25 protein-coding genes are annotated in these 25,271 nt (G+C 71.9%); 12 read left to right on the plus strand and 13 right to left on the minus strand.

Annotated elements, in window-relative coordinates:
- Positions 1–42: 42 nt before the first annotated feature.
- The 4 genes from BG482_RS44980 (at position 43) to BG482_RS05560 (ending at position 2,431) form a co-directional block, all read left to right on the plus strand.
- Positions 43–168 carry a hypothetical protein gene (locus BG482_RS44980; protein ID WP_256096268.1) on the plus strand — a complete coding sequence of 42 codons (126 nt, stop codon included), beginning with the start codon at positions 43–45 and terminating at the stop codon, positions 166–168.
- Complete coding sequence (gene recO, locus BG482_RS05550; protein ID WP_069767719.1) at positions 165–914, plus strand: DNA repair protein RecO; 750 nt, start codon at positions 165–167, stop codon at positions 912–914. Before BG482_RS44980 ends, recO begins: the two co-directional genes overlap by 4 nt.
- Before the next feature lie 16 nt (positions 915–930).
- Positions 931–1,782, plus strand: coding sequence for an isoprenyl transferase (locus BG482_RS05555; protein WP_069767720.1), 852 nt, complete (start codon positions 931–933; stop codon positions 1,780–1,782).
- Positions 1,783–1,888: 106 nt separating this feature from the next.
- Positions 1,889–2,431 (plus strand): hypothetical protein, encoded by a 543-nt coding sequence (locus BG482_RS05560; RefSeq protein WP_069767721.1) that lies wholly within the window; start codon positions 1,889–1,891, stop codon positions 2,429–2,431.
- Between the two features lie 47 nt (positions 2,432–2,478).
- Here BG482_RS05560 and BG482_RS05565 read toward each other — a convergent pair whose 3' ends face one another.
- The 4 genes from BG482_RS05565 to BG482_RS05580 are packed head-to-tail and all read right to left on the minus strand — an operon-like array spanning position 2,479 to position 5,610.
- Positions 2,479–2,898, minus strand: a complete 420-nt coding sequence (locus tag BG482_RS05565) for a Fur family transcriptional regulator (RefSeq protein WP_069767722.1) — start codon at positions 2,896–2,898, stop codon at positions 2,479–2,481.
- A 59-nt stretch (positions 2,899–2,957) separates the two neighbouring features.
- On the minus strand, positions 2,958–3,860 hold the full coding sequence (locus tag BG482_RS05570; protein WP_069767723.1) for a metal ABC transporter permease: 903 nt from the start codon (positions 3,858–3,860) through the stop codon (positions 2,958–2,960).
- The gene (locus BG482_RS05575) at positions 3,860–4,636 is read right to left on the minus strand and encodes a metal ABC transporter ATP-binding protein (protein WP_069767724.1); all 777 of its coding nucleotides are present in this window, start codon (positions 4,634–4,636) and stop codon (positions 3,860–3,862) included. Before BG482_RS05575 ends, BG482_RS05570 begins: the two co-directional genes overlap by 1 nt.
- Before the next feature lie 17 nt (positions 4,637–4,653).
- A complete protein-coding gene (locus BG482_RS05580) occupies positions 4,654–5,610 on the minus strand; it encodes a metal ABC transporter substrate-binding protein (RefSeq protein WP_069767725.1) in 957 nt (318 codons plus the stop codon).
- A 207-nt stretch (positions 5,611–5,817) separates the two neighbouring features.
- On the opposite strand from BG482_RS05580, the gene BG482_RS05585 reads away from it, so the two are divergent.
- Entirely contained in the window at positions 5,818–7,200 is a 1,383-nt protein-coding gene (locus tag BG482_RS05585) for a glycine--tRNA ligase (RefSeq protein ID WP_069767726.1), read from the plus strand.
- A gap of 66 nt (positions 7,201–7,266) precedes the next feature.
- Here the strand turns inward: BG482_RS05585 and BG482_RS05590 are convergent, their stop codons facing one another.
- A complete protein-coding gene (locus BG482_RS05590; protein WP_069767727.1) occupies positions 7,267–7,647 on the minus strand; it encodes a hypothetical protein in 381 nt (126 codons plus the stop codon).
- 168 nt (positions 7,648–7,815) lie between these two features.
- Between BG482_RS05590 and BG482_RS05595 the strand changes: the two genes are divergently transcribed.
- Both BG482_RS05595 and BG482_RS05600 read left to right on the plus strand, forming a co-directional pair.
- On the plus strand, positions 7,816–8,658 hold the full coding sequence (locus tag BG482_RS05595) for a helix-turn-helix transcriptional regulator (RefSeq protein ID WP_069767728.1): 843 nt from the start codon (positions 7,816–7,818) through the stop codon (positions 8,656–8,658).
- Positions 8,640–8,843: a DUF397 domain-containing protein gene (locus tag BG482_RS05600; protein WP_069767729.1), complete on the plus strand. Its 204-nt coding sequence runs from the start codon at positions 8,640–8,642 to the stop codon at positions 8,841–8,843. Before BG482_RS05595 ends, BG482_RS05600 begins: the two co-directional genes overlap by 19 nt.
- Here BG482_RS05600 and BG482_RS05605 read toward each other — a convergent pair.
- Positions 8,822–9,934 carry an endonuclease/exonuclease/phosphatase family protein gene (locus tag BG482_RS05605; RefSeq protein ID WP_079141608.1) on the minus strand — a complete coding sequence of 371 codons (1,113 nt, stop codon included), beginning with the start codon at positions 9,932–9,934 and terminating at the stop codon, positions 8,822–8,824. The genes BG482_RS05600 and BG482_RS05605 overlap by 22 nt on opposite strands.
- Positions 9,935–10,114: 180 nt before the next feature.
- Here BG482_RS05605 and BG482_RS05610 point away from each other — a divergent pair, with 180 nt between their 5' ends.
- Both BG482_RS05610 and BG482_RS05615 read left to right on the plus strand, forming a co-directional pair.
- The gene (locus BG482_RS05610; RefSeq protein ID WP_069767730.1) at positions 10,115–11,125 is read left to right on the plus strand and encodes an aldo/keto reductase; all 1,011 of its coding nucleotides are present in this window, start codon (positions 10,115–10,117) and stop codon (positions 11,123–11,125) included.
- A gap of 25 nt (positions 11,126–11,150) precedes the next feature.
- Positions 11,151–11,831, plus strand: a complete 681-nt coding sequence (locus BG482_RS05615) for a TetR family transcriptional regulator (protein WP_079141609.1) — start codon at positions 11,151–11,153, stop codon at positions 11,829–11,831.
- On the opposite strand, the gene BG482_RS05620 is transcribed toward BG482_RS05615, so the two are convergent.
- The 3 genes from BG482_RS05620 to BG482_RS05630 all read right to left on the minus strand — a co-directional run bounded on the left by BG482_RS05620 (position 11,758) and on the right by BG482_RS05630 (position 14,772).
- Positions 11,758–12,900, minus strand: a complete 1,143-nt coding sequence (locus BG482_RS05620; RefSeq protein ID WP_069767731.1) for a serine hydrolase — start codon at positions 12,898–12,900, stop codon at positions 11,758–11,760. The two genes, BG482_RS05615 and BG482_RS05620, sit on opposite strands and share 74 nt — an antisense overlap.
- 66 nt (positions 12,901–12,966) lie before the next feature.
- Positions 12,967–13,206, minus strand: a complete 240-nt coding sequence (locus BG482_RS05625) for a hypothetical protein (RefSeq protein WP_069767732.1) — start codon at positions 13,204–13,206, stop codon at positions 12,967–12,969.
- Between the two features lie 111 nt (positions 13,207–13,317).
- Positions 13,318–14,772, minus strand: a complete 1,455-nt coding sequence (locus tag BG482_RS05630) for an MFS transporter (RefSeq protein ID WP_069767733.1) — start codon at positions 14,770–14,772, stop codon at positions 13,318–13,320.
- Positions 14,773–14,873: 101 nt separating this feature from the next.
- Between BG482_RS05630 and BG482_RS05635 the strand changes: the two genes are divergently transcribed.
- The gene (locus tag BG482_RS05635; RefSeq protein ID WP_069767734.1) at positions 14,874–15,782 is read left to right on the plus strand and encodes a helix-turn-helix transcriptional regulator; all 909 of its coding nucleotides are present in this window, start codon (positions 14,874–14,876) and stop codon (positions 15,780–15,782) included.
- Positions 15,783–15,899: 117 nt separating this feature from the next.
- Entirely contained in the window at positions 15,900–16,577 is a 678-nt protein-coding gene (locus BG482_RS05640) for an alpha/beta fold hydrolase (protein WP_256096269.1), read from the plus strand.
- A gap of 40 nt (positions 16,578–16,617) precedes the next feature.
- Here BG482_RS05640 and BG482_RS05645 read toward each other — a convergent pair whose 3' ends face one another.
- Positions 16,618–18,063 carry an MFS transporter gene (locus tag BG482_RS05645; RefSeq protein ID WP_069767736.1) on the minus strand — a complete coding sequence of 482 codons (1,446 nt, stop codon included), beginning with the start codon at positions 18,061–18,063 and terminating at the stop codon, positions 16,618–16,620.
- 116 nt (positions 18,064–18,179) lie between these two features.
- On the opposite strand from BG482_RS05645, the gene dusB reads away from it, so the two are divergent.
- Positions 18,180–19,322 carry a tRNA dihydrouridine synthase DusB gene (gene dusB, locus BG482_RS05650; RefSeq protein ID WP_069767737.1) on the plus strand — a complete coding sequence of 381 codons (1,143 nt, stop codon included), beginning with the start codon at positions 18,180–18,182 and terminating at the stop codon, positions 19,320–19,322.
- A gap of 30 nt (positions 19,323–19,352) precedes the next feature.
- Here the strand turns inward: dusB and BG482_RS05655 are convergent, their stop codons facing one another.
- From BG482_RS05655 to BG482_RS05665, 3 genes are all read right to left on the minus strand, one after another.
- A complete protein-coding gene (locus BG482_RS05655; protein ID WP_069767833.1) occupies positions 19,353–21,014 on the minus strand; it encodes a CDP-alcohol phosphatidyltransferase in 1,662 nt (553 codons plus the stop codon).
- 719 nt (positions 21,015–21,733) lie between these two features.
- Positions 21,734–23,683, minus strand: coding sequence for a glycogen debranching N-terminal domain-containing protein (locus BG482_RS05660; RefSeq protein ID WP_069767738.1), 1,950 nt, complete (start codon positions 23,681–23,683; stop codon positions 21,734–21,736).
- Positions 23,680–25,167, minus strand: coding sequence for a hypothetical protein (locus BG482_RS05665; RefSeq protein WP_069767739.1), 1,488 nt, complete (start codon positions 25,165–25,167; stop codon positions 23,680–23,682). Before BG482_RS05665 ends, BG482_RS05660 begins: the two co-directional genes overlap by 4 nt.
- Between the last annotated feature and the right edge of the window lie 104 nt (positions 25,168–25,271).

A 25,271-nucleotide genomic window follows, 5' to 3' on the forward strand; every position in this document is an offset into this window, starting at 1 on the left:
GGGCGGGCACGCCGCCCTCCCGGCGTAGGCGAGAATGGGGGCATGAGCCTGTTCCGCGACGACGGCATCGTGCTGCGCCCCCGAAAGCCGGGGGAGGCAGGGCGCGTCACGCTGCGGCCGGGCGGCGGGCGGGCGGCCCGGCGGGCCCCCGGCGGCGGTGTGCGATGAGTCTCTTCCGGGACGACGGCATCGTCCTGCGGACCCAGAAGCTGGGCGAGGCGGACCGCATCATCACGCTGCTGACCCGCGGCCACGGGCGGGTGCGGGCGGTGGCGCGGGGGGTGCGGCGGACGAAGTCCAAGTTCGGGGCCCGTCTCGAACCCTTCTCCCACGTCGACGTGCAGTTCTTCGCGCGGGGCAGCAGCGAACTCGTCGGGCGCGGGCTGCCGCTGTGCACGCAGAGCGAGATCATCGCCCCCTACGGCGGCGGCATCGTGACCGACTACGCCCGCTACACGGCGGGGACGGCGATGCTGGAGACCGCCGAGCGGTTCACCGACCACGAGGGCGAACCGGCCGTGCAGCAGTACCTGCTGCTCGTGGGGGCGCTGCGGACCCTGGCCCGCGGCGAGCACGCCCCGCACCTCGTCCTGGACGCGTTCCTGCTGCGCTCGCTGGCCGTCAACGGGTACGCGCCCAGCTTCGGCGACTGCGCCAAGTGCGGCATGCCCGGGCCCAACCGGTTCTTCTCCGTCGCCGCCGGCGGTTCCGTCTGCGTCGACTGCCGGGTGGCCGGCAGCGTCGTACCCTCGCCGCAGACCCTGGTCCTCCTCGGCGCGCTGCTCACGGGAGACTGGGAGACGGCGGACGCGTGCGAACCGCGCCACGTCCGGGAGGGCAGCGGACTGGTGTCCGCCTATCTGCACTGGCATCTGGAGCGCGGGCTGCGCTCCCTTCGGTATGTGGAAAAGTGAAGGAGACGAGAGGCACATGGTCGTACGCGGGTTCCTGGGGCGGCAGCGTCGGGAGTACAGGACGCCCGAGCCGCACCCGTCCGGCGCTCGCCCGCCCAAGCTCCCCGGCGAGCTGGTCCCGGAACACGTGGCGATCGTCATGGACGGCAACGGCCGCTGGGCCAAGGAGCGCGGGCTGCCGCGCACCGAGGGGCACAAGGTCGGCGCCGAGCAGGTCCTCGACGTGCTGCAGGGCGCGGTCGAGATGGGCGTGCGCAACATCTCGCTCTACGCCTTCTCCACCGAGAACTGGAAGCGCTCGCCCGACGAGGTCCGCTTCCTGATGAACTTCAACCGCGACTTCATCCGCAAGACCCGCGACACCCTGGACGAGCTCGGCATCCGGGTGCGCTGGGTGGGCCGGATGCCCAAGCTGTGGAAGTCGGTCGCCAAGGAGCTCCAGGTCGCCCAGGAGCAGACCAAGGACAACGACCGCCTCACCCTGTACTTCTGCATGAACTACGGCGGGCGGGCGGAGATCGCCGACGCCGCGCAGGCGCTGGCCGAGGACGTGAAGGCCGGGCGGCTGGACCCCTCCAAGGTCACCGAGAAGACCCTCGCGAAGTATCTGTACTACCCGGACATGCCCGACGTCGACCTGTTCCTGCGGCCGAGCGGCGAGCAGCGCACCTCCAACTACCTGATCTGGCAGAGCGCGTACGCGGAGATGGTCTTCCAGGACGTCCTGTGGCCGGATTTCGACCGCCGTGACCTGTGGCGGGCGTGCGTGGAGTTCGCCTCCCGGGACCGCCGTTTCGGCGGCGCCACCCCCAACGAGGTGCTGCTGTCCCTGGAGGGGAGCACTCCGGCGCAGGAGTCCGGCTCCTGAAGCCGCACGGCGGATCACGCGGCAGGCGGGCGTCCGCCCCGCCGCTCCGGCCCGCGCTCCCGGCCGTTACGATCACGGCTCGTCAGCGTGGGACCGGGGAGGGGCCGTGGGCGAGGGACAGGGTGCCGGAGTGCGTGAGGACGCGGTGGTGCTGGAGTACGAGCACCGCCTCGCGGACATGGAGGACGCCGTCCGGCTGGTGTCCCGCAAGAACGGCCGGGTGGGACTGATCCACCGGCCGGTCTTCCTGGCGTGCGTCGCCCTGGCCGGGGTGGCGCTGCTCGCCGTGAGCGTGCGCGCCGCCGACGGGACCGCGATGTCGTTCGGCGTGATGTTCACGGTGTGGCCGGTGCTGATGTACTTCGCGCCGCGTCTGGCGGCCGCGCAGCTGCTGAAGGCGAACCGGCACCACGGCCGGATCCAGGTGTCCGTCGGTCCGGAGGGCGTGCGCACGGTGAGCGCGCACGCCGACCTGCGCATGGACTGGGCCAACTACGGCAGTTACGCGGAGTCGAAGGGGGTCTTCGCCCTGCGCAGTCCGGACAAGGCCGGCCACTGCGCGATCGTCCTGGTCAAGCGGGGCGCCCGCACCCCCGAGGACGTCGACCGGCTGCGGGCCGTGCTGGACGGCCGGCTGCGGCGCGTCTGACGCCGGACGCGCCCGTGCCTCCGGCGGGACCCGCGTCGCACCGCGGCTCAGCCCGCGGCGGCCGCCGCGCAGTCCGCGCAGGTGCCGAAGATCTCCACCGTGTGGGCCACGTTCACATAACCGTGCTCCGAGGCGATGGCCTCGGCCCACTTCTCGACCGCCGGGCCCTCCACCTCCACCGCCTTGCCGCAGACACGGCAGACGAGGTGGTGGTGGTGCTCGCCGGTGGAGCAGCGGCGGTACACGGACTCGCCGTCCGACGTGCGCAGGACGTCGACCTCGCCCGCGTCGGCGAGGGACTGCAGGGTGCGGTAGACGGTGGTCAGGCCGACCGAGTCGCCCTTGTGCTTCAGCATGTCGTGCAGATCCTGCGCGCTGCGGAACTCGTCCACCTCGTCGAGCGCCGCCGCCACGGCGGCACGCTGCCGGGTGGAGCGGCCCTTCACGGGCGGTCCAGCGGTCGTCACCGTTGTCTCCTCACGTCTGCGGCTTGCCGGGCCATTGTGCCAGCCCGGCCTGTGCGCGGTCAGACGCCGACTTCGTCGCCCGGGGCACGGGTGGCCGGAATGGCGCACTCCGCGGGGTCGCCCGCGGGCTGAGCCGCCGCCAGCGCGCGGGCGCGGCGGCGGGCCAGCGGGGCGGCCAGCACGCTCAGCGCGACGAACGCGGCGATGGTCAGCAGCACGATCGTGGCGCCGGGCGGGACGTCCTGGTAGTACGAGGTGACCGTGCCGCCGATGGTGACGGTCACGCCGATGGCCACCGCGATCGCGAAGGTCGCGGCGAAGCTGCGGCTGAGCTGCTGGGCCGCGGCCACGGGGACGACCATCAGGGCCGACACCAGCAGCAGGCCCACCACGCGCATCGCCACGGTCACCGTCACCGCCGCGGTGACCGCCGTCAGCAGGTTCAGGGCGCGCACCGGCAGGCCGGTCACCCGCGCGAACTCCTCGTCCTGGCTGACCGCGAACAGCTGGCGGCGCAGGCCGAGGGTGACCAGGACCACGAAGGCCGCGAGCAGGCAGATCGCCGTCACGTCCGACTCCGACACCGTCGACAGCGAGCCGAAGAGGTACGAGGTCAGGTTGGCGTTGGAGCCGCCCGGCGCGAGGTTGATGAACATCACGCCGCCGGCCATGCCGCCGTAGAAGAGCATGGCGAGGGCGATGTCGCCGCGGGTCTTTCCGTACCAGCGGATGAGTTCCATGATCACCGCGCCCAGGACGGAGACGGTCGTCGCCATCCACACGGGGGACCACGAGAGCAGGAAGCCGAGGCCGACGCCGGTCATGGCGACGTGGCCGATGCCGTCGCCCATGAGGGCCTGGCGGCGCTGGACGAGGTAGATGCCGACGGCGGGGGCGGTGATGCCGACCAGGACCGCGGCGAGCAGCGCCCGCTGCATGAAGGCGTAGTTCAGGAGGTCCATCAGCTCAGCAGTCCCGTGCGGATCGGTTCGGCGCCCGCGGGTGCGTGCGGGTGCACATGGTCGTGGCCGGGGAGGGCGTGCTGTCCGACGGCCCGCGGGGGCGGCCCGTCGTGCAGCACGCAGCCGTCGCGCAGGACGACCGCCCGGTCGATGAGGGGCTCCAGGGGGCCCAGTTCGTGCAGGACCAGCAGGACGGTCGTGCCGGCGGCGACCTGCTCGCGCAGGGTGTGCGCCAGCACCTCCTGGCTGGCCAGGTCGACGCCGGCCATCGGCTCGTCCATGATCAGCAGTTCGGGTTCGGCGGCGAGCGCGCGGGCGATCAGCACGCGCTGGTGCTGGCCGCCGGAGAGGGCGTCCACGCTGTCCTTGGCCCGGTCGGCCATGCCGACCAGCTCCAGGGCATGCCGCACGGCCGCGTGGTCGGCCTTGCGGAAGACGCCGAAGCGGGTGCGCGAGAGGCGGCCCGAGGAGACGACCTCGGTCACCGTGGCCGGGACCCCGCCCGCGGCGGTGGTGCGCTGCGGGACGTATCCGATCCGCGCCCAGTCCCGGAACCGTCGGTGCGGCGCGCCGAACAGCTCGATCTCGCCCGCGCCGATCGCCACCTGTCCGATGACGCTGCGCACGGCCGTGGACTTGCCGGAGCCGTTCGCGCCGAGCAGGGCGACGACCTCGCCGCGCCGCACGGTGAGGTCGACGCCCCGCAGAACAGGGCGCGAGCCCAGCTCGGCGCGGACGCCGCGCAGCGAAATGACGGGCTCGGCCTTCGCGTCCATGACGCCCTCCGTAATGGTCACTTGGTTCCCAGGGCCGTCTGCAGCGCCTTGAGGTTGGCTTGCTGGACCGTGAAGTAGTCCGTGCCGCGGGACTTCTTCGTGATGCCCTCGATCGGGTCGAGGACGTCGGTCCTGAGGTGCGCGTCGGAGGCGATGGTCTTCGCGGTCCTGTCGCTGACGAGCGTCTCGTAGAACACGGTCGTGACGCCGTCCGCCTTCGTCATCTTCTCAAGCTCCCTGACGCGGGCGGCGCTGGGCTCCGACTCGGGGTCGAGGCCGTTGATGGCCTCCTCGGTCAGGCCGTAGCGCTCGGCGAGGTAACCGAAGGCGGCGTGGGTGGTGACGAAGACCTTCGTCCTCGTGTTCGCGAGACCTTTCTCGAACTCGGTGTTCAGATCGCCGAGTTGCTTCACCAGGGCCGCGGTGTTGGCCTTGTAGTCGGCCGCGTGGTCCGGGTCGGCCTTCTCGAAGGCCTTGCCGACGCCCTCGGCGACCTGGGCGTACCGCACGGGGTCGAGCCAGATGTGCGGGTCGAGGCCGGAAAGCTCCTCGCTCTGGTGGGCGTCGTGCTCGGCCGCGTGGCCGCCGACCTCGTTGCCGTGCTTCTCCAGCGTGGTGAGGGAGGCGGCGTCGATCTTGGTCTTGAGCCCGGACTGGGACACCGCGTCGTCGACGGAGGGCTGGAGGTTCTTGAGGTAGAGCACCGCGTCGGACTCCTGGAGTGCGGCCGTCTGCTTGGCGCTGATCTCCAGGTCGTGCGGCTCCTGGCCGGGCTGGGTGAGGCTGGTGACGTGCACGTGGTCCCCGCCTATGCGCTCGGCGAGGAAGGCCATCGGGTAGAACGACGCGACGACGTCGAACTTGTCCGTGTTGGCCGCGGCCGCGCTGTCGGAGGAGCAGGCGGAGAGGGAGCCGAGGCCGAGGGCGGTGGCCGCCGCGACGGCCGCGCCGGATATGAGTCGTCGTGCGTTCATGACACTCATTTTCAACAAATATGGAAACCGTTGTCAACAAGCTGAGGGGCAAGGAACGAGCAAGGGCCCGGTAAGCCCCGAAGGGCTGCGGTATGGCCCCTGTGGGCGGGGGCCCGATTTGGTCGAGGGGGAGTCCCCGCCGGTACCCTGAAGTCTTCGCTGGAAGCACCTCGCTTCGTCGCCCGTCGTCGTTATGAAGAGAGCACCGTGGCCGCCGACAAGATCGACACCATCGTCAGCCTGAGCAAGCGCCGTGGCTTCGTATTCCCCTGCAGTGAGATCTACGGTGGTCAGAAGGCCGCCTGGGACTACGGACCGCTGGGTGTCGAGCTCAAGGAGAACCTGAAGCGCCAGTGGTGGCGCTACATGGTGACGTCGCGCGAGGACGTGGTCGGCATCGACTCGTCCGTCATCCTGGCCCCCGAGGTCTGGGTCGCCTCCGGTCACGTCGCCACCTTCTCCGACCCGCTGACCGAGTGCACCTCCTGCCACAAGCGGTTCCGCGCGGACCACCTGGAAGAGGCGTACGAGGCCAAGCACAACCGCCCGCCGGCCAACGGCCTGGCGGACGTGAACTGCCCCAACTGCGGCAACAAGGGCCAGTTCACCGAGCCCAAGCAGTTCTCGGGTCTGCTCTCCACCCACCTCGGCCCCACGCAGGACACCGGCTCCATCGCCTACCTGCGCCCCGAGACCGCCCAGGGCATCTTCACCAACTTCGCCCAGGTGCAGACCACTTCGCGCCGCAAGCCGCCGTTCGGCATCGCCCAGATGGGCAAGTCCTTCCGCAACGAGATCACGCCCGGCAACTTCATCTTCCGCACCCGCGAGTTCGAGCAGATGGAGATGGAGTTCTTCGTCAAGCCGGGCGAGGACGAGAAGTGGCAGGAGTACTGGATGGAGCAGCGCTGGAACTGGTACACCGGCCTGGGCATGCGCGAGGAGAACATGCGGTGGTACGACCACCCGAAGGAGAAGCTCTCCCACTACTCCAAGCGCACCGCTGACATCGAGTACCGCTTCCAGTTCGGCGGCAACGAGTGGGGCGAGCTGGAAGGCGTCGCCAACCGCACCGACTACGACCTCTCCGCCCACGCCAAGGCCTCCGGCCAGGACCTCTCCTACTTCGACCAGGAGGCCGGCGAGCGCTGGACGCCGTACGTCATCGAGCCCGCGGCCGGTGTCGGCCGCGCGATGCTGGCGTTCCTCCTCGACGCCTACATCGAGGACGAGGCCCCCAACGCCAAGGGCAAGCTGGAGAAGCGCACGGTGCTGCGCCTCGACCACCGTCTCGCCCCCGTGAAGGTCGCGGTCCTGCCGCTCTCCCGCAACCCCGAGCTGTCGCCGAAGGCCAAGGGCCTCGCCGCCGCGCTGCGCCAGAACTGGAACATCGACTTCGACGACGCCGGCGCCATCGGCCGGCGCTACCGCCGCCAGGACGAGATCGGCACGCCGTTCTGCGTCACGGTGGACTTCGACACCCTCGACGACAACGCGGTCACCGTCCGCGAGCGCGACTCGATGAAGCAGGAGCGCGTCTCCCTCGACCAGATCGAGGGCTACCTGGCCGCCCGCCTGATCGGCGCCTAGCCGCCACGGCACTCAGCGGCAGACCGAGGCCGGCCCCGACGCAATCCCGTCGGGGCCGGCCTCGCGCTATACGGCGGAGTGCCGCTCCCGCAGATGGGTCCTGAGCAGGACGTCGGCGTCGGTCTCCGCGCTGTAGTCGTGCACCGCGCGCGCCTTCGTGCGGCGCGACGCGAGGTCGGCGCACTCCGGGCAGTCCGGGACCGGCTGGGGCGGGCGGCGCAGGCCCAGCATGAACGGCCCGTCGGTGCGCGCCCGCGCGTTCGCCGCCCGCACCCCGGCGCGCAGCCGCTCGCGCTCGGTCGCCGGCCGCAGTCCGGCGGGATCGGCCTGCCATTCCCGGCCGCCGCCGACCGGCCGCAGCATCGCGTAGGGGCCGGAGCGGTCCTGGTACTCGCCGACCCGGTCCGTGGCCGGGTCGTAGAGGAGGGTGCCGGGTTCGTGCTCCATGTCGTCCGCTCCTTTTACCCAACTTCCTTACTAAATGTGAAGGTTGGGATACTCTGGGTGGTGGGGGGTTGACGTCAGGATGCCTTCCGGGCGGGGCGGACATGCCGTCGGCGAGGGGTTCGTGGTCGTTCGGCGGCGCAAATTCCACAAATGCGGAAGGGGGGCGGGATGCCGGCGAGGCGGGTGGTCACCGGGCGGAGCCAGGAACCCCGGCGGCGGTTCGCGGAGGAGCTGCGGCTGCTGCGGGCGGCCAAGGGGGACAGTCTGCGGCAGCTGGAGGAGGTGCTCGGCTGGACCGCGTCCACCTTCGGCAAGATGGAAGGCGGCCAGAGCCTGGGCAGCCCGGAGGTCGTGGAGGCGCTGGACCAGCATTACGGGACGGGCTCGATGCTGCTCACCCTGTGGGAGCTGGCGGTCGCCGACCCTTCGCAGTTCAAGGAGCAGTATCGGCGGTACATGACTCTGGAGGCGGAGGCGGTCGGCCTGTGGCAGTACTCAGTGAGTGCGCCGCCGGGACTTCTCCAGGCAGACGGATATGTGCGCGAGGCTCTCGTGGCGGGCGGCCTCAAGGGGGAGGAGTTGGAGCAGCAGATCGAGGCACGCACTCGTCGGCGGAAGCTGCTTGAAGGGGAGGAGGCTCCACCGTTCCGGGCGATCCTCGCCGAGGCCGTGCTGCGTAACTCGCTACGTGAACTCCACCAATGGCGAAGGCAGTTGGAGTTCCTCTTGAATGCTGCGGGGTGCAGCAACATCACGCTCCACGTGTTGCCGTTCGGCATCGGCCCGCACGGCCTGATGAACACGGACACGATGTTCCTGCGGCTGTTGGACGGCCGTACCGTGGCCTATGTCGAAAACGACGTACGCGGTGAACTGATCGAGGAATCGGGCAGGGTTGAGCGTCTGCACCGCACATATGATGCGGTACGTGACCTGGCGTTGGGCCCGGCCGAGTCGCAGTCGTTCATCTTGCGTATGTTGGAGGATTTGCCATGCGAGCCACCGATCTGAGCAGCGTGACATGGCGCAAGAGCAGCTACAGCAACACGGACGGCGGCAATTGCCTCGAAGTCGCCGACAATGCGACCTCCCTCGTCCCGGTCCGGGACAGCAAGGACCCGGACCGGGGTGTCCTGATGTTCGGGGCGCAGGCCTGGGGCCGGTTCGTCGGCGCCTACAGGTCGACGTCCATGTAGAGCGCCGCGTGGTCGGAGGCCGCGTCGAGAGGCGAGGTCACGGTGTCGAAGGACTTGATGCCGTCCGCGAAGATGCCGCGGGTCTCCAGGCCGACGTGCTGGACCTCCTGCCACACCTCCGGCGACATCAGCAGGTAGTCGATCTTGTCCCGCTCGCTCTGGCACGGCTTGAACGTGCCGGGCAGTCCCCGGTAGGAGCGGTGGCTCATCGCGTCCCGCAGTCCGGCTCCCTCCAGTGTCACGACCGAGTCGCTGCTGGGGAAGTCGTTGAGGTCTCCGGCGACGATGACGTGCGGGGTGCGCTCCAGTGCGGCCCGGTAGATCTCCGCGACGCGCCTGGCCTGGGCCAGCCGCAGTGCCGGATCGTCGTTGGACTTGCTCTTCAGGTGGTTGCCGAGGATCACCAGGGGGGTGCCGTTGAGCCGGATCTCGAACTCGGGACAGTCGCGGCTGAAGAGGCGCTCGTCGGGACGGTCCGGGTTGGTCTCGAAGATGTGGGTGCGCAGGGACGTGATCGGGTACCGGCTGAAGATCCCGACGTCGATGCCCCGGCTGTCGTTGCCGTCGATCAGCAGGGCGTAGGGGTAGGGCCGCCTGCCGAGCGCTCCGGCCAGCACCTGCGAGTTGAAGCGCTCCAGGGCGAGGCGGTCCTCGACCTCGACGGTGAGCAGGACGTCGGCGTCGACCTCCGAGACCACCCGGCCGGTGTTGCGCACGGTGTCCAGGTCGAGGTCGTCCTGTCCGAGTTCGACCCAACCGGCCCAGGCGGAACGGCCCTTGGCGGTGACCTCGATGTGGGGGTGCCTGCCCCGCCCCGGCGGCTTGAACAGTCCGGAGTCCTTGCCCGGGCGTGACTGGTTCACGTAGATGGGCGGCGGGTCCTCCGGGTCGATCGCGTACGCCCGGTGCTTCTCGATGAGCCCGGCGATCTTCGTCTTGTCGTCAGCTGTGTATTCCGGCTTGTCGAGGAGGGCGCCGAGGGCGGCGAAGTCGTCGAGGATCTCCTTCCGCTTCACCGGGTCGGTGAGCCGGAAGGCCGTGGGCCGGCGGAAGAGGTTCTCCATGTTGAAGGTGGCGATGCGGATGCTCATGACAGCCTCCATGGCGGCGCGAAGGGCCGCTCGGTCGGCGGCAGGCGCCGCCGAGGTGACTGCGCACCGACATATTCCATTGTCCTCATCCTGCGGGGCGCGTCGACCGCACCAGCGCGGAGTTGCAGCTATGGAATGACAGATATTGAAATCTGTCAGCTGTCATGACACTCTAGGGGCATGACGATGCGAACCCGTTCCCTCGGCACCACCGGCCCCCAGGTCTCCGCACTCGGTCTCGGCTGCATGGGCATGTCCGCCCTGTACGGCGACGCGGACCGGGCCGAGGGGATCGCGACGATCCACGCCGCCCTGGAGGCCGGCGTCACCCTGCTCGACACCGGCGACTTCTACGGCATGGGCCACAACGAGCTGCTGATCGGCGAAGCCCTGCGCACCGCCCCGCCCGCCCTGCGCGAACAGGCGCTGACCAGCGTGAAGTTCGGCGCGCTGCGCGGGCCCGACGGCTCATGGGCCGGGTACGACGGCCGACCCGCCGCTGTGAAGAACTTCGCCTCCTACTCCCTCCAGCGCCTCGGCGTCGACCACATCGACGTCTACCGGATCGCCCGCGTCGACCCCGACGTTCCGATCGAGGAGACGGTCGGCGCGATCGCCGAACTGGTCGAGCAGGGGTACGTCCGGCACATCGGTCTCAGCGAGGCCGGTGCACAGACGATCCGCAGGGCCGCCGCCACCGCGCCGATCGCCGACCTCCAGATCGAGTACGGCCTGATCACCCGCGGCGTCGAGCGGTCCATCCTGCCGACCACCCGCGAGCTGGGCATCTCGGTCACCGCGTACGGGGTCCTCTCGCGCGGCCTGATCTCCGGACACTTCTCCGCCGACCGCAAGCTCGGCGCGAACGACTTCCGGGCCCACTCGCCCCGCTTCCAGGGCGACAACCTCCAGCACAACCTGACCCTGGTGGAAGCGTTGCGGAAGATCGCCGAGGCCAAGGGCGTCTCCGTGGCCCAGCTCGCCGTCGCCTGGGTGCTGGCCCAGGGCGAGGACATCGTCCCGCTGGTCGGCGCCCGCACCCGCGAGCGGCTCACGGAGTCGCTGGGCGCGCTGGACGTCGTCCTCGAGGCCGACGACCTCGCGGCGATCGAGGCGGCCGTGCCCGCCGACGCGGCGGCCGGCGAGCGGTACCCGGCCGCGGCCATGGAGCACCTCGACAGCGAGCGCTGACCGGCCCGCCGGGTACCGTCTCACCATGGCACCGCAGACCTCCGAGACCCTGACCGCCGAGCGCATCCTCGAGGCGACCGAGGAGGTGCTGCGCCGGCACGGCCCGGCCAAGGCGACCGTGGTGGACGTGGCCCGCGCGCTCGGCGTCAGCCATGGCAGCGTCTACCGCCACTTCCGCACGAAGGCGGCGCTGCGCGAGGCGGTCACGAAGCGATGGCTGGACTTCACGTCGCAGATCCTCTCCGCGATCACCGCCGACGAGGGCCGCCCCCCGGAGGCCCGGCTGCGGGACTGGCTCACGGCGCTCTTCGAGGCCAAGCGGCGCAAGGCGGGCGGCGACCCCGAGCTGTTCGCCACGTACATGGTGCTGACCGCGGACAGCGGCACGGCGGTCGGCGACCACCTCGCCGACCTCACCGGCCAGTTGACCTCGATCATCGAAGCGGGCGTCGCGGCCGGGGCCTTCGCGACCGCCGACCCGGCGGCGTCCGCACGCGCCGTCTTCCACGCCACGGGCCGCTTCCACGACCCGGGCTACTTCGAGGTCTGGGAGCGACCGGGCGTCGAGGACGACTTCACGGCGGTCGTGGACCTGCTGCTGCGCGGACTGCGCGCCTCGGCACAGGCGGCCCCTATCCCACCGTGCACCGCCAGAAGTCCCGCATCAGCGGGGTCGGCGTCGGGTCCGTCATCGCCGTCTGGGTGAGGAGGACCGTGACCGTGCCGGTCCGCGGGACGATGTGCGCCGTCGTCCCCGTGCCGCCGACCCAGCCGTAGCGGCCCGGGACGTTCCACGGGTCGAGCGGGTCGACGTCGACGCCGCCGCCGTAGCCCCAGCCCTGGCCCTCCAGGAAGAGGGAGCCGATCTCGCGCTGGACCGCCGACAGATGGTTGGCGGTCATCCGGCTCACCGAGGTCGGCGACAGGACCCGGTGGCCGTTCGCCTCGCCCCCGTTCAGCAGCATGCGGGCGAACGCCAGCCAGTCGTCGGCCGTCCCCGCGAGGCCCCCGCCGCCCGACGGGAACCTCGGCACGCTGCTCCACTCGCCGTCCGGGGCGTCCGCGAGCTCCAGTCCGCCCGCACCGTCCGGGCGGTACGCGGTGGTGAACCGGTCCCGCTTCTCCTTCGGCACCTCGAACGCCGTGTCCCGCATGCCCAGCGGCTCGAAGATGCGCTCCGCCAGGAACTCGGGGAGCGTCCGGCCCGAGGCCCGCGCGATCAGCACGCCCTGCAGATCGGACGCCGTGCCGTACAGCCAGGCCTCGCCCGGCTGATACAGCAGGGGGATGCGGGCCAGGTCGGCCAGCCAGACGTCCGGCTCGGGGAACGCCTGCGGGGCGCGGCCGTCCTTCTGCACGTCGAAGAGGGCCTGGACGGCCGGGAGGGCGAAGTCCGACGGGAAGCCCCAGCCGGGACGCGAGCTCAGCAGGTCCTCGACCGTGATCGGACGGACCGCCGGGACCACGTCGTCGACGGGCGCGGACGGCGTGCGGACCACCATCGGCTCCGCCAGCTCGGGCAGCCACTCGGCGACCGGCGAGTCGAGGCCGACCGTGCCCTCCTCGACCAGCGTCAGCAGCGCCGCCGCCGTGACCGGCTTGGTGATCGAGGCGATCCGGAAGAGGGAGTCCCGGGTCATCGGGGCCGTGCCCTCGGCGTCCCGGGAGCCGACGCTCACGGCCTCCACCTCGTCGCCGCGGGCCACCAGGCCCACCGCTCCGGGCACGGTGCCGTCGTCGACGTATCGCTGGAGGGTCTCGCGCAGCGCGGTCATGGGCCGGCCTTCCGGTGGGTCCTGGCTTCTTCTCTTCACCGATACGACCTCCCGGACGCCCGAAAGTCATCGCGACGCGCGGCCGCCCCCCTCGCCCTGGTCGCCCCCGCGGGGATCCACCGTCGCCTGGTGCTCCTCGGCGAGATGCTGCTCCGCCTTCAGCCAGGGCAGGAACTGCGCCCCCTGGCGCCAACCGCAGGTGTCGCAGCTGATGGTGCGCTGCACCCCCGCGCGCCGCACCCGGACGACGTGCTGCCGGCCGTGCTGGTCGAAGCGGCTCACCTTGCTCGCGTTGTTCTCCGGCATGACGCCTCCAGCGTCCGAGGGCATCGCGGCTGCCCGCGCAGCAAGGAGTGTGCAGCATGACCGGCGGCGACAGCAGCCCCGGGGGACGCCTCGACGGGACCGCCCCCGCGCTCAGCCCACGTTCCGGGGCAGCCGCAGACTCAGCAGACCCGTCAGGACCACCCCGGCCAACTGCACGACCAGCGTGGTGACCAGGGCGTCCCGCATGCCCGAGCCCGGGACCAGGGACAGGAACAGGGTGCCGAGCGTGGCCACGCCCAGGGCCAGCGAGGCCTGTTGGGTGGTCACCATCACACCGCTGCCGACGCCCGCGCGGGCCGGCGGCACCTCGGACATCACGATCCGCATGACGACGGGCAGTTGAAGCGCCTGCCCCGCGCCGGCGACCGCCGTGCCCGGCAGCAGCTCGACGAGGCCGACGTCCGGCCAGTCGGCGCGGACCGCCAGCACGATGAGCACGACGCCCAAGCCCTGCAGGACGGCGCCGGCGGTCACCACCCGCGCCCCGAACCGGGTCACCAGACGCGGCCCGGCGAGCGAGGCGAGGAAGAACATCAGGGCCATCGGCGCGAGGGCGAGACCGGCCCGCACCGGACCCAGCCCGGCCCCGCTCTGCAGGGCCACGGCGATGACGAACATGAACCCGCTGAAGCCGACCGCGAGCGGTCCCATGATCGTCAGCCCGCGCCGCAGCGTGGTGAGCGCGAACAGGCTCGGCGGCACCAGCGGCGTACGGCCCTGTCGGTCGGCCCGTCGCTCCACCGCGTAGAAAGCGACCGTGACCAGCGGGAACGCGGCCAGCGACAGCCACGTCCACAGCGGCCAGCCCGCCGCCCGGCCCTCGGTGAGCGGGGCGAGCAGGGTCAGCAGCGCGGCGGCCAGGAGCACGGTGCCGGGTCCGTCCACGGGCTCCGGCCGCTGTGAGCGGGTCTCCGGAACGGTACGGGCGGCCAGGAGCAGTCCGACGACCACGAAGGGGACGTTGACCAGGAACACGGACCGCCAGCCGCTGCCGGCGATGTCGGCCGCGACGAGCACGCCGCCCAGGATCTGGCCCGCCACCATGGACAGTCCGGCGGTCGCGCCGTACAGGCTCATCGCCTTCGCGCGGCGCGCGCCCGCCGTGGCGGACTGGATGGTGGCCAGCACCTGAGGGACCATCGCGGCGGCGGACGCGCCCTGCGCGACCCGGGCAGCCACCAGCGACCAGGCGTCGGGCGCGAGCCCGCAGGCGAGCGAGGTCAGACCGAAGGCCGCCATCCCGCCCAGGAAGAGCCGGCGCCGTCCGAACAGGTCCCCCAGGCGGCCGCCCAGGACGAGGAGCACGGCGTACGCGAGCCCGTACCCGGCCACGACGAGTTCCAGGACGGACTCGCTCGCGGCGAGGTCGCGGCCCATCGTGGGCAGGGCGACGTTGACGATGAAGAAGTCGATGAGGGGCAGCGCCGCGCCGAGCAGCACCGTGAACAGGCCGAGCGGGCCGAGGGAGTGGGACGGCTCCGCGGTGCGGGCGCCCCGCGGGACGGAGGACGCGGTCGTGGTGGTGGTCGTGGTTGTCTGGGTCACGCTGCCGAGCCTGCGCCGCCCCTCAGACGGGTACCAGAGTCTCCTTATCCTGGTAGAAGGAGTACCTGGCAACAGGATCCGCGGGGCGGCAGGCTGGAGGCATGACGACGATGGTCCAGCAGACGCCGCCTGTGGCGACGACGACCGCGGCGACGGGCGGCTCGGAGATCAGGCGGCACGAACTGGCCGCCTTCCTGCGCAGCCGCCGCGAGCGCATCACGCCCGAGCAGGTGGGACTTCCGCGCGGAGCGCGCCGCCGCACGCCGGGGCTGCGCCGCGAGGAGGTCGCCCATCTCTCGGCGGTCGGCGTCACCTGGTACACCTGGCTCGAACAGTCCAGGGACATCCACGTCTCGGTCCAGGTCCTGGACGCCCTCGCCCGCACCCTGATGCTCGACCCGAGCGAGCGGGCCCACCTCTTCCAGCTGGCCGGGGCGACCGACCCGACCCCCGCCTCCTCCTGCACCGGCATCACCGACGCCGTACGCGCGATGCTCGACCAGCTCGACCCGCTCCCCGCGTGCGTCCAGAACAGCCGCTACGACATCCTGGCGTACAACCGCACCTACGCCCACCTGCTGTGCGACCTCGACGCGATCCCGCCCGAGGACCGCAACTGCATGGTGCTCATCCACACCCATCCGCAGTGGCGCGAGTCGGTCGTCCACCTCGACGAGTCGATGCGTCTGATGGCCGCCAAGCTCCGCGCCTCCATGGCCGGTCACCTCACCGAGCCCGCCTGGAAGATGCTGGTCAAGCGACTGCAGACGGAGTCCCCGGAGTTCCGTGAGAACTGGGAGCGGTACGAGGTCGTCGTGGGCCGCAGCAAGGTCAAGGAGTTCTGCAACCCGCACGTCGGCCTGCTCACCGTCACCCACACCGACCTGTGGCTGAACCCGGAACACGGGGCCCGCATGGTGACCTACGCACCGGAGGACGCGGAGACCCGTGAGCGGCTGGAGAAGCTGTACGCCTACGCCAGGGGCTCGGTCGGCTCGACCGGGCGCTGACCGGCGGCTTCCGTCGAGTCCTCGACGACGCCCGCCCGCCCTGCGTCCGGCACTCCTCCCGCGCCACCGCCGAAATGTACACGTCAGGTTCGCCCGGGTCGGGCCTACGATGGCGCGGTGAGATTCGTGATGGTGCCGGGTGGCTGGCAGGGCGGGTGGGTTTTCGACCGGGTGGCCGCCGAGCTCCGCCGGGACGCTCACCACGTCGAGGCGGTGACGCTGTCGGGACTGGAGCCGGACGGACCGGTCGACGTGGACCGACCGCCGAACCTCGACGCCCACATCGACCAGGTGGCCGAGATCGTCGACCGCGGCGACGGCGCGCCGGTCGCCCTGTGCGGGCACAGCTACGCCGGGATGGTGATCGCCGGTGTCGCCGACCGGCTCGGCGACCGCCTCGACCAGCTCGTCTTCATCGACGCCTACGTCCCGGCCGACGGGGACTCGTGCTGGTCCCTGACCAGTGACCGCTTCCGGGACCTGTTCATGGCCGGCGCCCGCGCCGACGGCCGATGGGTCGCGGTCCCCGAAGGCCTCGACCCCCGCGCGCGACCGCACCCGCTGCCCAGTTTCCTCCAGTCGATCAGGCTGGCGGGCGGTTCCGGCCGCGCGCCCGGCCGGACGTTCATCAGCGGCGGCGCGTGGCCGGGCAGCCCGTTCACGGCCCTGACCGAACGGTTGCGCCACGACCCGGGCTGGCGGGTGCGCGAGATCCCCGTCGGCCACAACATCGCCCGCCGCGACCCGCACGCCCTCGCGGCCGTTCTCGGCGCACTGCGGCCCGACGCGGCCTGACGCGCGGCCGCCGCTCCGCGGTCCCGGGCCCGCGCCGCTGTCAGGCGCTGACGCCCGCGGCCTCCCGGACGTCCGGCGCCTCCAGCCGCTCGGCGGTCCGCTCCGCCGTGCGCCTGGCCCACGAGCCGGTGGTCACGGCGCCCAGGGCGAGGACGACCAGGCCGCAGCCGGTGAGGATCCACCAGCCGGGCACGGCGGCGGAGACGAAGGAGTCGCGGTACGACGACGCGTTCACGCCCGCCGCCAGGACCGCGCCGATCACCGCCACGCCCAGCGTCTGGCCCAGCTGCCGGCTGGTGGAGGCGACCGCCGCCGCCACCCCGGCCTGGCTGCGCGGCATGCCCGAGACGGCCGTGTTGGTGATCGGCGCGTTCACGAACCCGAAACCCACCCCGAACAGCGCGTACCCGAGGAACAGCGTCCCGTCGGACGTCTCGGCGTCGAACGCGGCGAACAGCACCCCGCTCGTCGTCATCGCGAGGCCGGCGATCAGCAGCGGCAGCCGCGGGCCCCGGCTGCCCACGAGCCGACCGGACAGCGGCGCGCACAGGAACGTCGGCACGGCCATCGGCAGCATCCACAGCCCGGCGTGCAGGGCGTCCAGGCCGCGTACGTTCTGCAGGTAGAGCGTCGACAGGAAGAGGAAGCCGCCCAGCGCGGCGAACGCGCTGATGGCCACCACCGTCGCGCCGCTGAACGGCACCGAACGGAAGAACCGCAGGTCGATGAGGGGTTCGGTGCGCCGGGGCTCGTACCACAGCAGGCCCAGCAGGGCGGCGAGCGCCACGGCGGCGAAGGGGCCGCTGGTCGCCGCGCCCGCCTCCGGCGCCTCGATGATGGCGTAGGTCAGGGAGCCGAACAGGGCGATGACCAGCAGCTGGCCGACCGGGTCGGGGCGCCGCGCCTTCGGCGCACGGGACTCGGGGACGAAGCGCAGGGTCGCCAGCAGGGCCACCAGACCGACGGGCAGGTTGAGCCAGAAGATCGAGCGCCAGCCCACGGACTCCACCAGCAGTCCGCCCAGCAGCGGGCCCGCGGCCATCGATATGCCCACGACCGCGCCCCACACCCCGATCGCCCTTGCGCGCTCGCGCGGGTCGGTGAAGGTGTTGGTGATGATCGACATGGCGACCGGGTTCAGCATCGAGCCGCCCACGGCCTGGACCATGCGGGCCGCGATGAGCAGCTCCAGACTCGGGGCGAGCGAGCACAGCAGGGAGCCGGCCGAGAACACCACCAGGCCGGCCATGAAGACCTTCTTGCGGCCGATCCGGTCGGCGGTCGAGCCCGCGAGCATCAGCAGCGAGGCCAGGACCAGCGTGTAGGCGTCGATCGTCCACTGGAGGCCGGACGTCGACGCGTGCAGGTCGCTCTGCATCGACGGCAGGGCGACATTGAGGACGGTGACGTCGAGGCTCACGATCAGCAGGCTCATACAGCAGATCGCGAGCACCAGGAGCCGTCGGCGAGGGCTGAGCTCGGGCATGGGTTTCATCGTACGCCCGATATTAATAGTGCGTCTAACTAATGAGTGGTCCACGGTCCACCGGGGGAGCCGGGGCACGCGGACGGGTACCTCCGCGCATACGCGACAATGGAGCAATGTCCACGCCCGTGTCCCCCTTGCAGATCGGCCCGCACACCGTCCGGCCGCCCGTCGTCCTGGCCCCCATGGCCGGGATCACGAACGCGCCCTTCCGCACCCTGTGCAGGGAGTTCAGCGGCGGCAAGGGCCTCTTCGTCAGCGAGATGATCACGACCCGGGCGCTGGTCGAGCGCAACGAGAAGACCATGCAGCTGATCCGCTTCGACGCGAGCGAGAAGCCGCGCTCGATCCAGCTGTACGGCGTCGACCCGGCCACCGTCGGCAAGGCCGTCCGCATGATCGCGGAGGAGGACCTCGCCGACCACATCGACCTGAACTTCGGCTGCCCGGTCCCCAAGGTGACGCGCAAGGGCGGCGGCTCCGCCCTGCCCTACAAGCGCCACCTGCTGCGCGCCATCCTGCGCGAGGCGGTGAGCGGCGCCGGCGACCTCCCGGTGACGATGAAGATGCGCAAGGGCATCGACGACGACCACATCACCTACCTCGACGCCGGCCGCATCGCCGTCGAGGAGGGCGTGACCTCCATCGCCCTGCACGGCCGCACCGCCGCCCAGCACTACGGCGGCACGGCCGACTGGGAGGCGATCGCCCGCCTCAAGGAACACGTCCCGGAGATCCCCGTCCTCGGCAACGGCGACATCTGGTCGGCGCAGGACGCGCTGCGGATGGTGCGCGAGACCGGCTGCGACGGAGTCGTCGTAGGCCGCGGCTGCCTCGGCCGGCCCTGGCTGTTCGCCGACCTCGTCGCCGCCTTCGAAGGCCGCGCCGACGACGTCGCACAGCCGTCCCTGCGCGAGGTCGCCGACGTCATGGTCCGCCACGCCACCCTCCTCGGCGAGTGGATCGGCGACGAGTCCAAGGGCGTCGTCGACTTCCGCAAGCACGTCGCCTGGTACCTCAAGGGCTTCGCGGTCGGCAGCGAGATGCGCAAGCGCCTCGCGATCACCTCCTCGCTCGCCGAACTCCGCTCCGGGCTCGACGAGCTGGACCTCGACCAGCCCTGGCCCGTCGGAGCCGACGGCCCCCGCGGCCGCACCTCCGGCAACAACAGGGTCGTCCTGCCCGACGGCTGGCTGAAGGATCCCTACGACTGCGCGGGCGTCGACGAGGAAGCGGAACAGGACACCTCCGGCGGCTGAGGCGCCCTCGGCAGCGGCCCGGAGCGACCGTCACCCCTTCGACGGGTGCGGGGTCGAGCCGTAGGCCGTCAGGAACTTGTCGCGGAACGAACTCATCTTCCAGACCGGGGCGTTGTGGGCGGGCCGCAGGCCGTCCGTCCAGTTCCACCCGGAGATCTTGTCGAGCACCTTCGGGTCCTTGGCGACGATCGACACCGGCACGTCCCGGCTGGCGTGGTCGCCGCTGACCCGGGCGATGGGCTGGTGGTCGCCGAGGAACACCAGGACGGTGTCGTCGCTGCCGTAGCGCTCCAGCCACTGGGTGAGCGCGGTCACCGAGTAGGAGATGGACTTGCCGTACTCCTGCTTGGACGCGGTGCCGTCGGCGATGACGTCGGCCGCCTTCTTGCCCGCCGCCTCGATGCCCGTGAAGACCGAGCCGTCGCCGACCTGGTCCCAGCCGACCATCTTCGGGATCGGCGCCCACGGCTGGTGGCTGGAGGTCAGGATGATCTCCGACATCAGCGGCTTGTCGCGGTCGGTGCGGCCGTGCTCCAGCCGCTGGAACGCCGCGAGGGCGTACTGGTCGGGCATGGTCGACCAGCTGAACTTCGGCCCCTGGTAGCCCATCTCGAAGGCGTTGTAGACCTTGTCGAGGCCGTAGAACTTCGCCTCCGGCCAGCCCTTCTGCACACCCGGCATGACGCCGACCGTGTCCCACGCGCCGGTCTTGCGGAACGCCTTGGTCAGGGACAGGTGGTCGCTCGCCATCACCGTGCGGTAGCGCTGCTGGTTGTCGACCCACAGGCCGGACAGGGTGGTGGAGTGGCCGAGCCAGCTGCTGCCGCCGTAGGTCGCCGAGGTCAGCCAGCCGCTCTTGGCGTGGAAGCCCGCCTTCGCCAGGGCCTGCGTCCTGGTGGCGAGGGTCTCGTCGACGCCCGGCGCCATGATCGGGTCCTCGATGGCGCTGCGGCCGTAGCTCTCGATGAACGTGAAGATCATGTCCTTGCCGCGAAGGTCCGGCACGAGCTGGTCGGGCGGCGTCGCCCCGAACGTGTCGTAGCGGGCCTCCCGGCCGAACGAGGCCTCGTCCGCGAGGGTCTGCCGCACCTGACGCCCCTCGTTGATCAGCGCCTCCCCGGCACGGTAGGAGGCGACGGGCACCCCGGTGTTCTGCAGGCCCGTCACGGAGCAGGTGACCCACACGGTGGCCGCGATCAGCGTGACCCGGGTCGACCGCTGGCTGTCCAGCATCAGCAGGTTGCTCAGCCGGACCGTGGCCAGGGCCATCAGCGCGAACACCGCGACGATCAGCACGACGAGCCCGATCGCGGCGCCGACGGCCGTCGCGCGGCCCATGGAGTCCGCGACGTAGGACTGCGCGTCGTCCAGCAGTCCCCAGTCCAGGACGAGGTTGAAGTCCCGTCCCAGGTATTCCATGAAGCCCATGTCGAGCAGGTCGACCACGGTCAGCGCGCCGAGGAGGATCCCGCCCAGCGCCGCGACGACGATCCGCGGCCGTCGGGGCAGCGCCAGCAGCAGGGACGCGCCCAGGACGGCCTCGACGGGCAGCCGCGTGAACCTGTTGGTCTGCAGACTCTCCAGCCGGTTCGGCAGCAGCAGGGCGCCGAGCACGAGGATCAGCGACAGGGCCGTCGCCGTCCACCACACCACCCGCGCGGCCCGCGGATGCCTGCCCCGCCAGGCCCGCAGGTGCGCGACGCGCGCCCGGAAACCCGTGGGAGCGGGTTCGGCCGCGGTCCCGGCGTCGGTCCCGGCGTCGGATGGGGGTTCGGCCTCGGACTCGGCCGCGGCCTCGGACTCCGCTTCGGGTGCGGGATCGGCGGTGGCATCGATGACGTCCGCCGCTGCTTCGGCGGGGGCGGGCGCCTCGGAGCCGGAAGCGTCCGTCGTGGCCTCGGCGGCGCGCGCTCCCGGCTCGGCGGCGGGCGTCCCGGCTTCGGCGGCGGGCGCCGCCGCCTCGGCCGCGGGCGCGCCGGTGTCTGTGTCGGTGGTGTCGGCGGTGGCCGGACCGTCGTCCGCGGCTGCCGTGGCCTTGTCGGCATCCTCGTGGCCTGCCGGTTCCGTCGCCTCCGCCTTCTGCACCGGCACCGCCGCAGCCGGAGCCTTCACGGCTTCCGCGGCTTTCGCGGCTTCTGTGGTTCCCGCGGTGTCCGGAGCGTCTGCGGTGTCGTCCTCGGGGTCCTTCGATTCAGGCTGCTGGGATGAGCGAGTGGTGACTGGCACCCGAGGGTCCTTCCGTACGAAGCCCGGCGGTTCGGCGGATCCGGTGCGGGCCGGATCCGCCACAGTTTCGTACGGCCTGCTCCCGGCCCGCGTTCAGCCCCCCGGGCCAGTGCTCGGCAAACACCGCGCAAACGTCACGCCAAGCCGTCGGCCGGCCCGTCCGCAGGGCCGGGCCGGCCGACCGGCTACACGCCCCCGACCGCCGTGAGCAGCGCCAACGGGGCCGCCGCCGAGCGGGATTCCCGTACGCAAGCGTGCGGGTACGGTACGGGCCGGCCGTGGGTGTCGCGGCCGTAGCCCGCGAGGACCTCCGGGAGACGGTGACCGGTCGCGGCCGCCGCGTCGACGAGCCCGTGGGCGACCGTGCGGGCCTCGTCGTGCAGTCCGTAGCGCGCCAGACCCAGGGCGATCAGCGCGTTGTCGTGCGGCCAGACCGAACCCCGGTGGTAGGAGAGCGGGTGGTACGCGGGCTGTCCCGCCGCGAGGGTGCGCACGCCCCAGCCGGAGAAGAAGTCCGCCTCCAGCAGACGCCGGCCCACGATCTCCCCGTACTCCTTGTCCAGCAGCCCGGACCAGAGCAGGTGACCGGCGTCCGAGGCGAGCGCGTCGACCTGCCGGCCCTCGCCGTCCAGCGCGAGCGCCGGGAAAGCGCGGTCCGGCATCCAGAAGTCCCGCTGGAAACGGTCGCGCAGATCGGCGGCGGCCTGTTCGAGCAGGGCCGCGTACTTCTCGTCCTCCCACACCGTGCGGGCCGTCCACGCCGTGCGGCGCAGCGCGTCGTAGGCGTACCCCTGGGCGCCCGCCGCCATCACCGCCCCGGTCGGGCGGGCGCCGTCCGCCGAGCAGATGGCGCCGGGGGAGTCCTTCCAGTTCTGGTTGGCCAGACCGCCCCGGTCGGCCCGGTAGACCAGATACCCGCGGGAGGTGAGCCCTCCGTGGTCCAGCATCCAGCCGACGGCCGCCCTCGCGTGCGGCTCCAGCCGGCGGGCCAGCGCCACGTCGCCGGTCTGCTCGACATACGCGCCGAGGACGACGAGGAACAGCGGGGTCGCGTCCACCGAGCCGTAGTAACGGCCGTACGGGACCTGCCCGAAGTGGGCGAGTTCGCCGTGCCGCACCTCATGCACGATCTTGCCGGGCTGGGACACCGTCCGCGTGTCCGCCTCGGTGGCCTGGGCCGCGGCCAGCGCGAGGAGCGTGGCGGCGGCCGGACGGGGATGGTAGGGCAGCGCGAACAAGGAGGCGAGAAGCGCGTCACGGCCCAGCAGGGTGAGGAACCAGGGAGCTCCCGCCGCCGGGACGCGCAGGTCCTCGCCGTCCGGGCCGGTCGCCTGCACCTGTAGCGCGGCCAGGTCCGAGAGACCGCGCGCACAGGCGGCCGTCAGCTCGGGCCATCCGGTCGGCAGGGCCACGCCCTCCGCGAACTCGGCTTCCCGCGCGCGGAGTTGTCCGGTGACCGAGCCCGGGGAGCGGGGCACCCGCAGGGCCCGCCGCTCGCCGTGCGGCCGGGCCGTCACCCGCAGGGTCAGCTCGGCCGACCCGTGCGGTTCCAGTTCCAGTCTCCACACCAGACGGCGGGCGCCGGTGCCGGTCTCCTCGACGGCGTCCGGCGCGGGCTCGGCCGTCACGGTCGTACAGGACGTCCACTCGCCGCGCCGGTAGGTGAACTCCACGCCGTCGTCGAGGATCTCGCGACGGCGGACGACCCCGGTCTTGGCGTAGGTGCGGTGGTCGGAGCGCAGTTCGAACTGGTCGGTGAAGTCGGCGTCGGCGGTGAGCGCGAGGCGGACCGTCGTCGGCACCGGGCGGTTGCACACGATCCGCAGCGACTCCACGAACGAGCTGTCGCCGACGGCCTGTTCACGGAAGAGCGTGCAGGACGGCGGCTCGTTGCGGCCGCCGCGCGGGACGAGCACACAGCGCGTGGTGTCCCCGTCCTCGACCGGCGAGAGCGCCTCCGGGACGGCGCCGTCGACGGTCAGCTGCCAGCGGCTGAGGTGGCGGGCGTCCCGCACGAACAGCCCCTCGGGCGACCCGGAGGCCGGCCCCGGCCCCCGTACGCCGCTGATGTCCCCGTTCTCGCCCACGGCCGCGAACGTCCCGCCGAACACGAGCAGATGATGCCGGTCCGTCATCCCAGGTCCCCTCCCTCGGTACCACTGCCTGACATGTCCTGGTGGATGAGGTCGAGCGTGAGCGCGGCCGTCCAGCTGAACCCCGTCGCCCCACAGGCCTCACCCGTGTACGGGTCGACGTACTCCGCGAAGGCCGAGCCGTCCGCGATGTCCAGGACGGCCCGGCGCAGCGCCTCGGCCTCGGCCCGGCGGCCGTGCAGCCGCAGACCCCGTTCGAGCAGCCAGCTCGTGTTGAACCAGGCCGGCCCGCGCCAGTAGCGGTGCGGGTCGAAGGCCTCGCCGAGCAGGTCGTAGCTGGGCGCCAGCCGGGTCACACCGCCCAGGCCGAAGTGCGGGCCGCGCAGGGTCCGCACCAGCGGGCCGACCACGTCGCCCGGCAGACGGGGCAGCAGCAGCGGCACCAGACCGGACACCCCCCGCTCGGGCACCAGGCCCCCGCCGTGCACGTCCCGGCAGAAGAACATGCCCTCGGCCGGATCCCACAGACGCTCCACGAGGGCCGCCGTGAGCCGTTCGGCACGGGCGTGACGGGCCGTGCCCGGGGCGCCCAGCTCGTGCGCGATGTGCGCGAGCGCGTGCTCGGAGGCGATGAGCAGCGCGTTGAACGACGGGTCCTCGACGGCGAACTCCCCGCCCCCGTCGGTGTATCCGCCGTCCCGGTACTCCGTCGCCAGCCGCACGTACCGCCCGTAGTCCAGGTCCGTCGGCCGGTCCTCGGCGGACCCGTGGTCGAGGTCGGCGCGGCGGAAGGAGCGGGCCGGGGCGGGGGCCACCCGGGCGAGCGGGGCGTCCCAGCTCGGGGCGTTGTCCATGCCCTGCTCCCACGGATGGACGACGGACACCAGCCCGCCGTCGCCCAGGTCCCGCCGGTGCAGCAGGTAGCGGTGCCAGGCGGCGAGCCGGGGGTACACCCGGGCCAGGAAGCCACGGGCGCGGGACAGCCCCGGGTCGGCGCGGTGCACCAGCCAGGCCGCGAGCGCGTGCACCGGTGGCTGCACGATCCCGGAGGTCTGTACGGTGCGCGGGGCGCCCGCAGCGCGCCCCGCGGTCGAGGAGCGCCAGAAGTCGGGGCTCGGGAAGTACGCGTCGAGCGGCACGGAGGGGTTGAACACGATGTGCGGGACGCGCCCGTCGCCCCACTGGGCGTCCAGCAGCGTCTCCAGCTCCGTCTGCGCCCGGCGTGGTGAGACGTGCCGCAGACCGATGGCGACGAAGGCGGAGTCCCAGGACCACTGGTGCGGGTACAGACCGCGCGAGGGGACCGTGGACGTCCCCGTCCAGTTGGCCTCCAGCACGGCGACCGCCCTGCGGCGCAGTGTTTCGGCGTGCGCGGCCTGGAGACGCGGAGCCCGTACGGGCGGGGACGCCGACAGAGCCGACGGACCCGACAGACCTGGCGGACCCGACAGACCTGGCGGAGCCGCCGGATCGTATGCGACGGCGACCTTCGCCGCACGGGCGCTGAGCTGGGCGGTGCGATCCACTCGGGGCTCCCCGAAGACGACGAGGCCGCCTGGTTCGGCAGCGGCTACCGTAGAGTTACGTCTATTTAACACGCAAAACTCAATATGTAATGCAGGCTTGGGAA

The sequence above is a fragment of the Streptomyces sp. LUP30 genome, from assembly GCF_001746365.1.
GTDB lineage: Bacteria > Actinomycetota > Actinomycetes > Streptomycetales > Streptomycetaceae > Streptomyces.

Coding starts and splice junctions, on each gene's coding strand:
- BG482_RS05610 (WP_069767730.1), top strand. CDS start 10,115: ATGACGATGCGAACCCGTTCCCTCGGCACCACCGGCCCCCAGGTCTCC.
- BG482_RS05615 (WP_079141609.1), top strand. CDS start 11,151: ATGGCACCGCAGACCTCCGAGACCCTGACCGCCGAGCGCATCCTCGAG.
- BG482_RS05660 (WP_069767738.1), bottom strand. CDS start 23,683: ATGACGGACCGGCATCATCTGCTCGTGTTCGGCGGGACGTTCGCGGCC.
- BG482_RS05625 (WP_069767732.1), bottom strand. CDS start 13,206: ATGCCGGAGAACAACGCGAGCAAGGTGAGCCGCTTCGACCAGCACGGC.
- BG482_RS05570 (WP_069767723.1), bottom strand. CDS start 3,860: ATGGACCTCCTGAACTACGCCTTCATGCAGCGGGCGCTGCTCGCCGCG.
- BG482_RS05590 (WP_069767727.1), bottom strand. CDS start 7,647: ATGGAGCACGAACCCGGCACCCTCCTCTACGACCCGGCCACGGACCGG.
- recO (WP_069767719.1), top strand. CDS start 165: ATGAGTCTCTTCCGGGACGACGGCATCGTCCTGCGGACCCAGAAGCTG.
- BG482_RS05595 (WP_069767728.1), top strand. CDS start 7,816: ATGCCGGCGAGGCGGGTGGTCACCGGGCGGAGCCAGGAACCCCGGCGG.
- BG482_RS05620 (WP_069767731.1), bottom strand. CDS start 12,900: ATGACCGCGCTGCGCGAGACCCTCCAGCGATACGTCGACGACGGCACC.
- BG482_RS05635 (WP_069767734.1), top strand. CDS start 14,874: ATGACGACGATGGTCCAGCAGACGCCGCCTGTGGCGACGACGACCGCG.
- BG482_RS05605 (WP_079141608.1), bottom strand. CDS start 9,934: ATGAGCATCCGCATCGCCACCTTCAACATGGAGAACCTCTTCCGCCGG.
- BG482_RS44980 (WP_256096268.1), top strand. CDS start 43: ATGAGCCTGTTCCGCGACGACGGCATCGTGCTGCGCCCCCGAAAGCCG.
- BG482_RS05580 (WP_069767725.1), bottom strand. CDS start 5,610: ATGAACGCACGACGACTCATATCCGGCGCGGCCGTCGCGGCGGCCACC.
- BG482_RS05555 (WP_069767720.1), top strand. CDS start 931: ATGGTCGTACGCGGGTTCCTGGGGCGGCAGCGTCGGGAGTACAGGACG.
- BG482_RS05575 (WP_069767724.1), bottom strand. CDS start 4,636: ATGGACGCGAAGGCCGAGCCCGTCATTTCGCTGCGCGGCGTCCGCGCC.
- BG482_RS05645 (WP_069767736.1), bottom strand. CDS start 18,063: ATGCCCGAGCTCAGCCCTCGCCGACGGCTCCTGGTGCTCGCGATCTGC.
- BG482_RS05600 (WP_069767729.1), top strand. CDS start 8,640: ATGCGAGCCACCGATCTGAGCAGCGTGACATGGCGCAAGAGCAGCTAC.
- dusB (WP_069767737.1), top strand. CDS start 18,180: ATGTCCACGCCCGTGTCCCCCTTGCAGATCGGCCCGCACACCGTCCGG.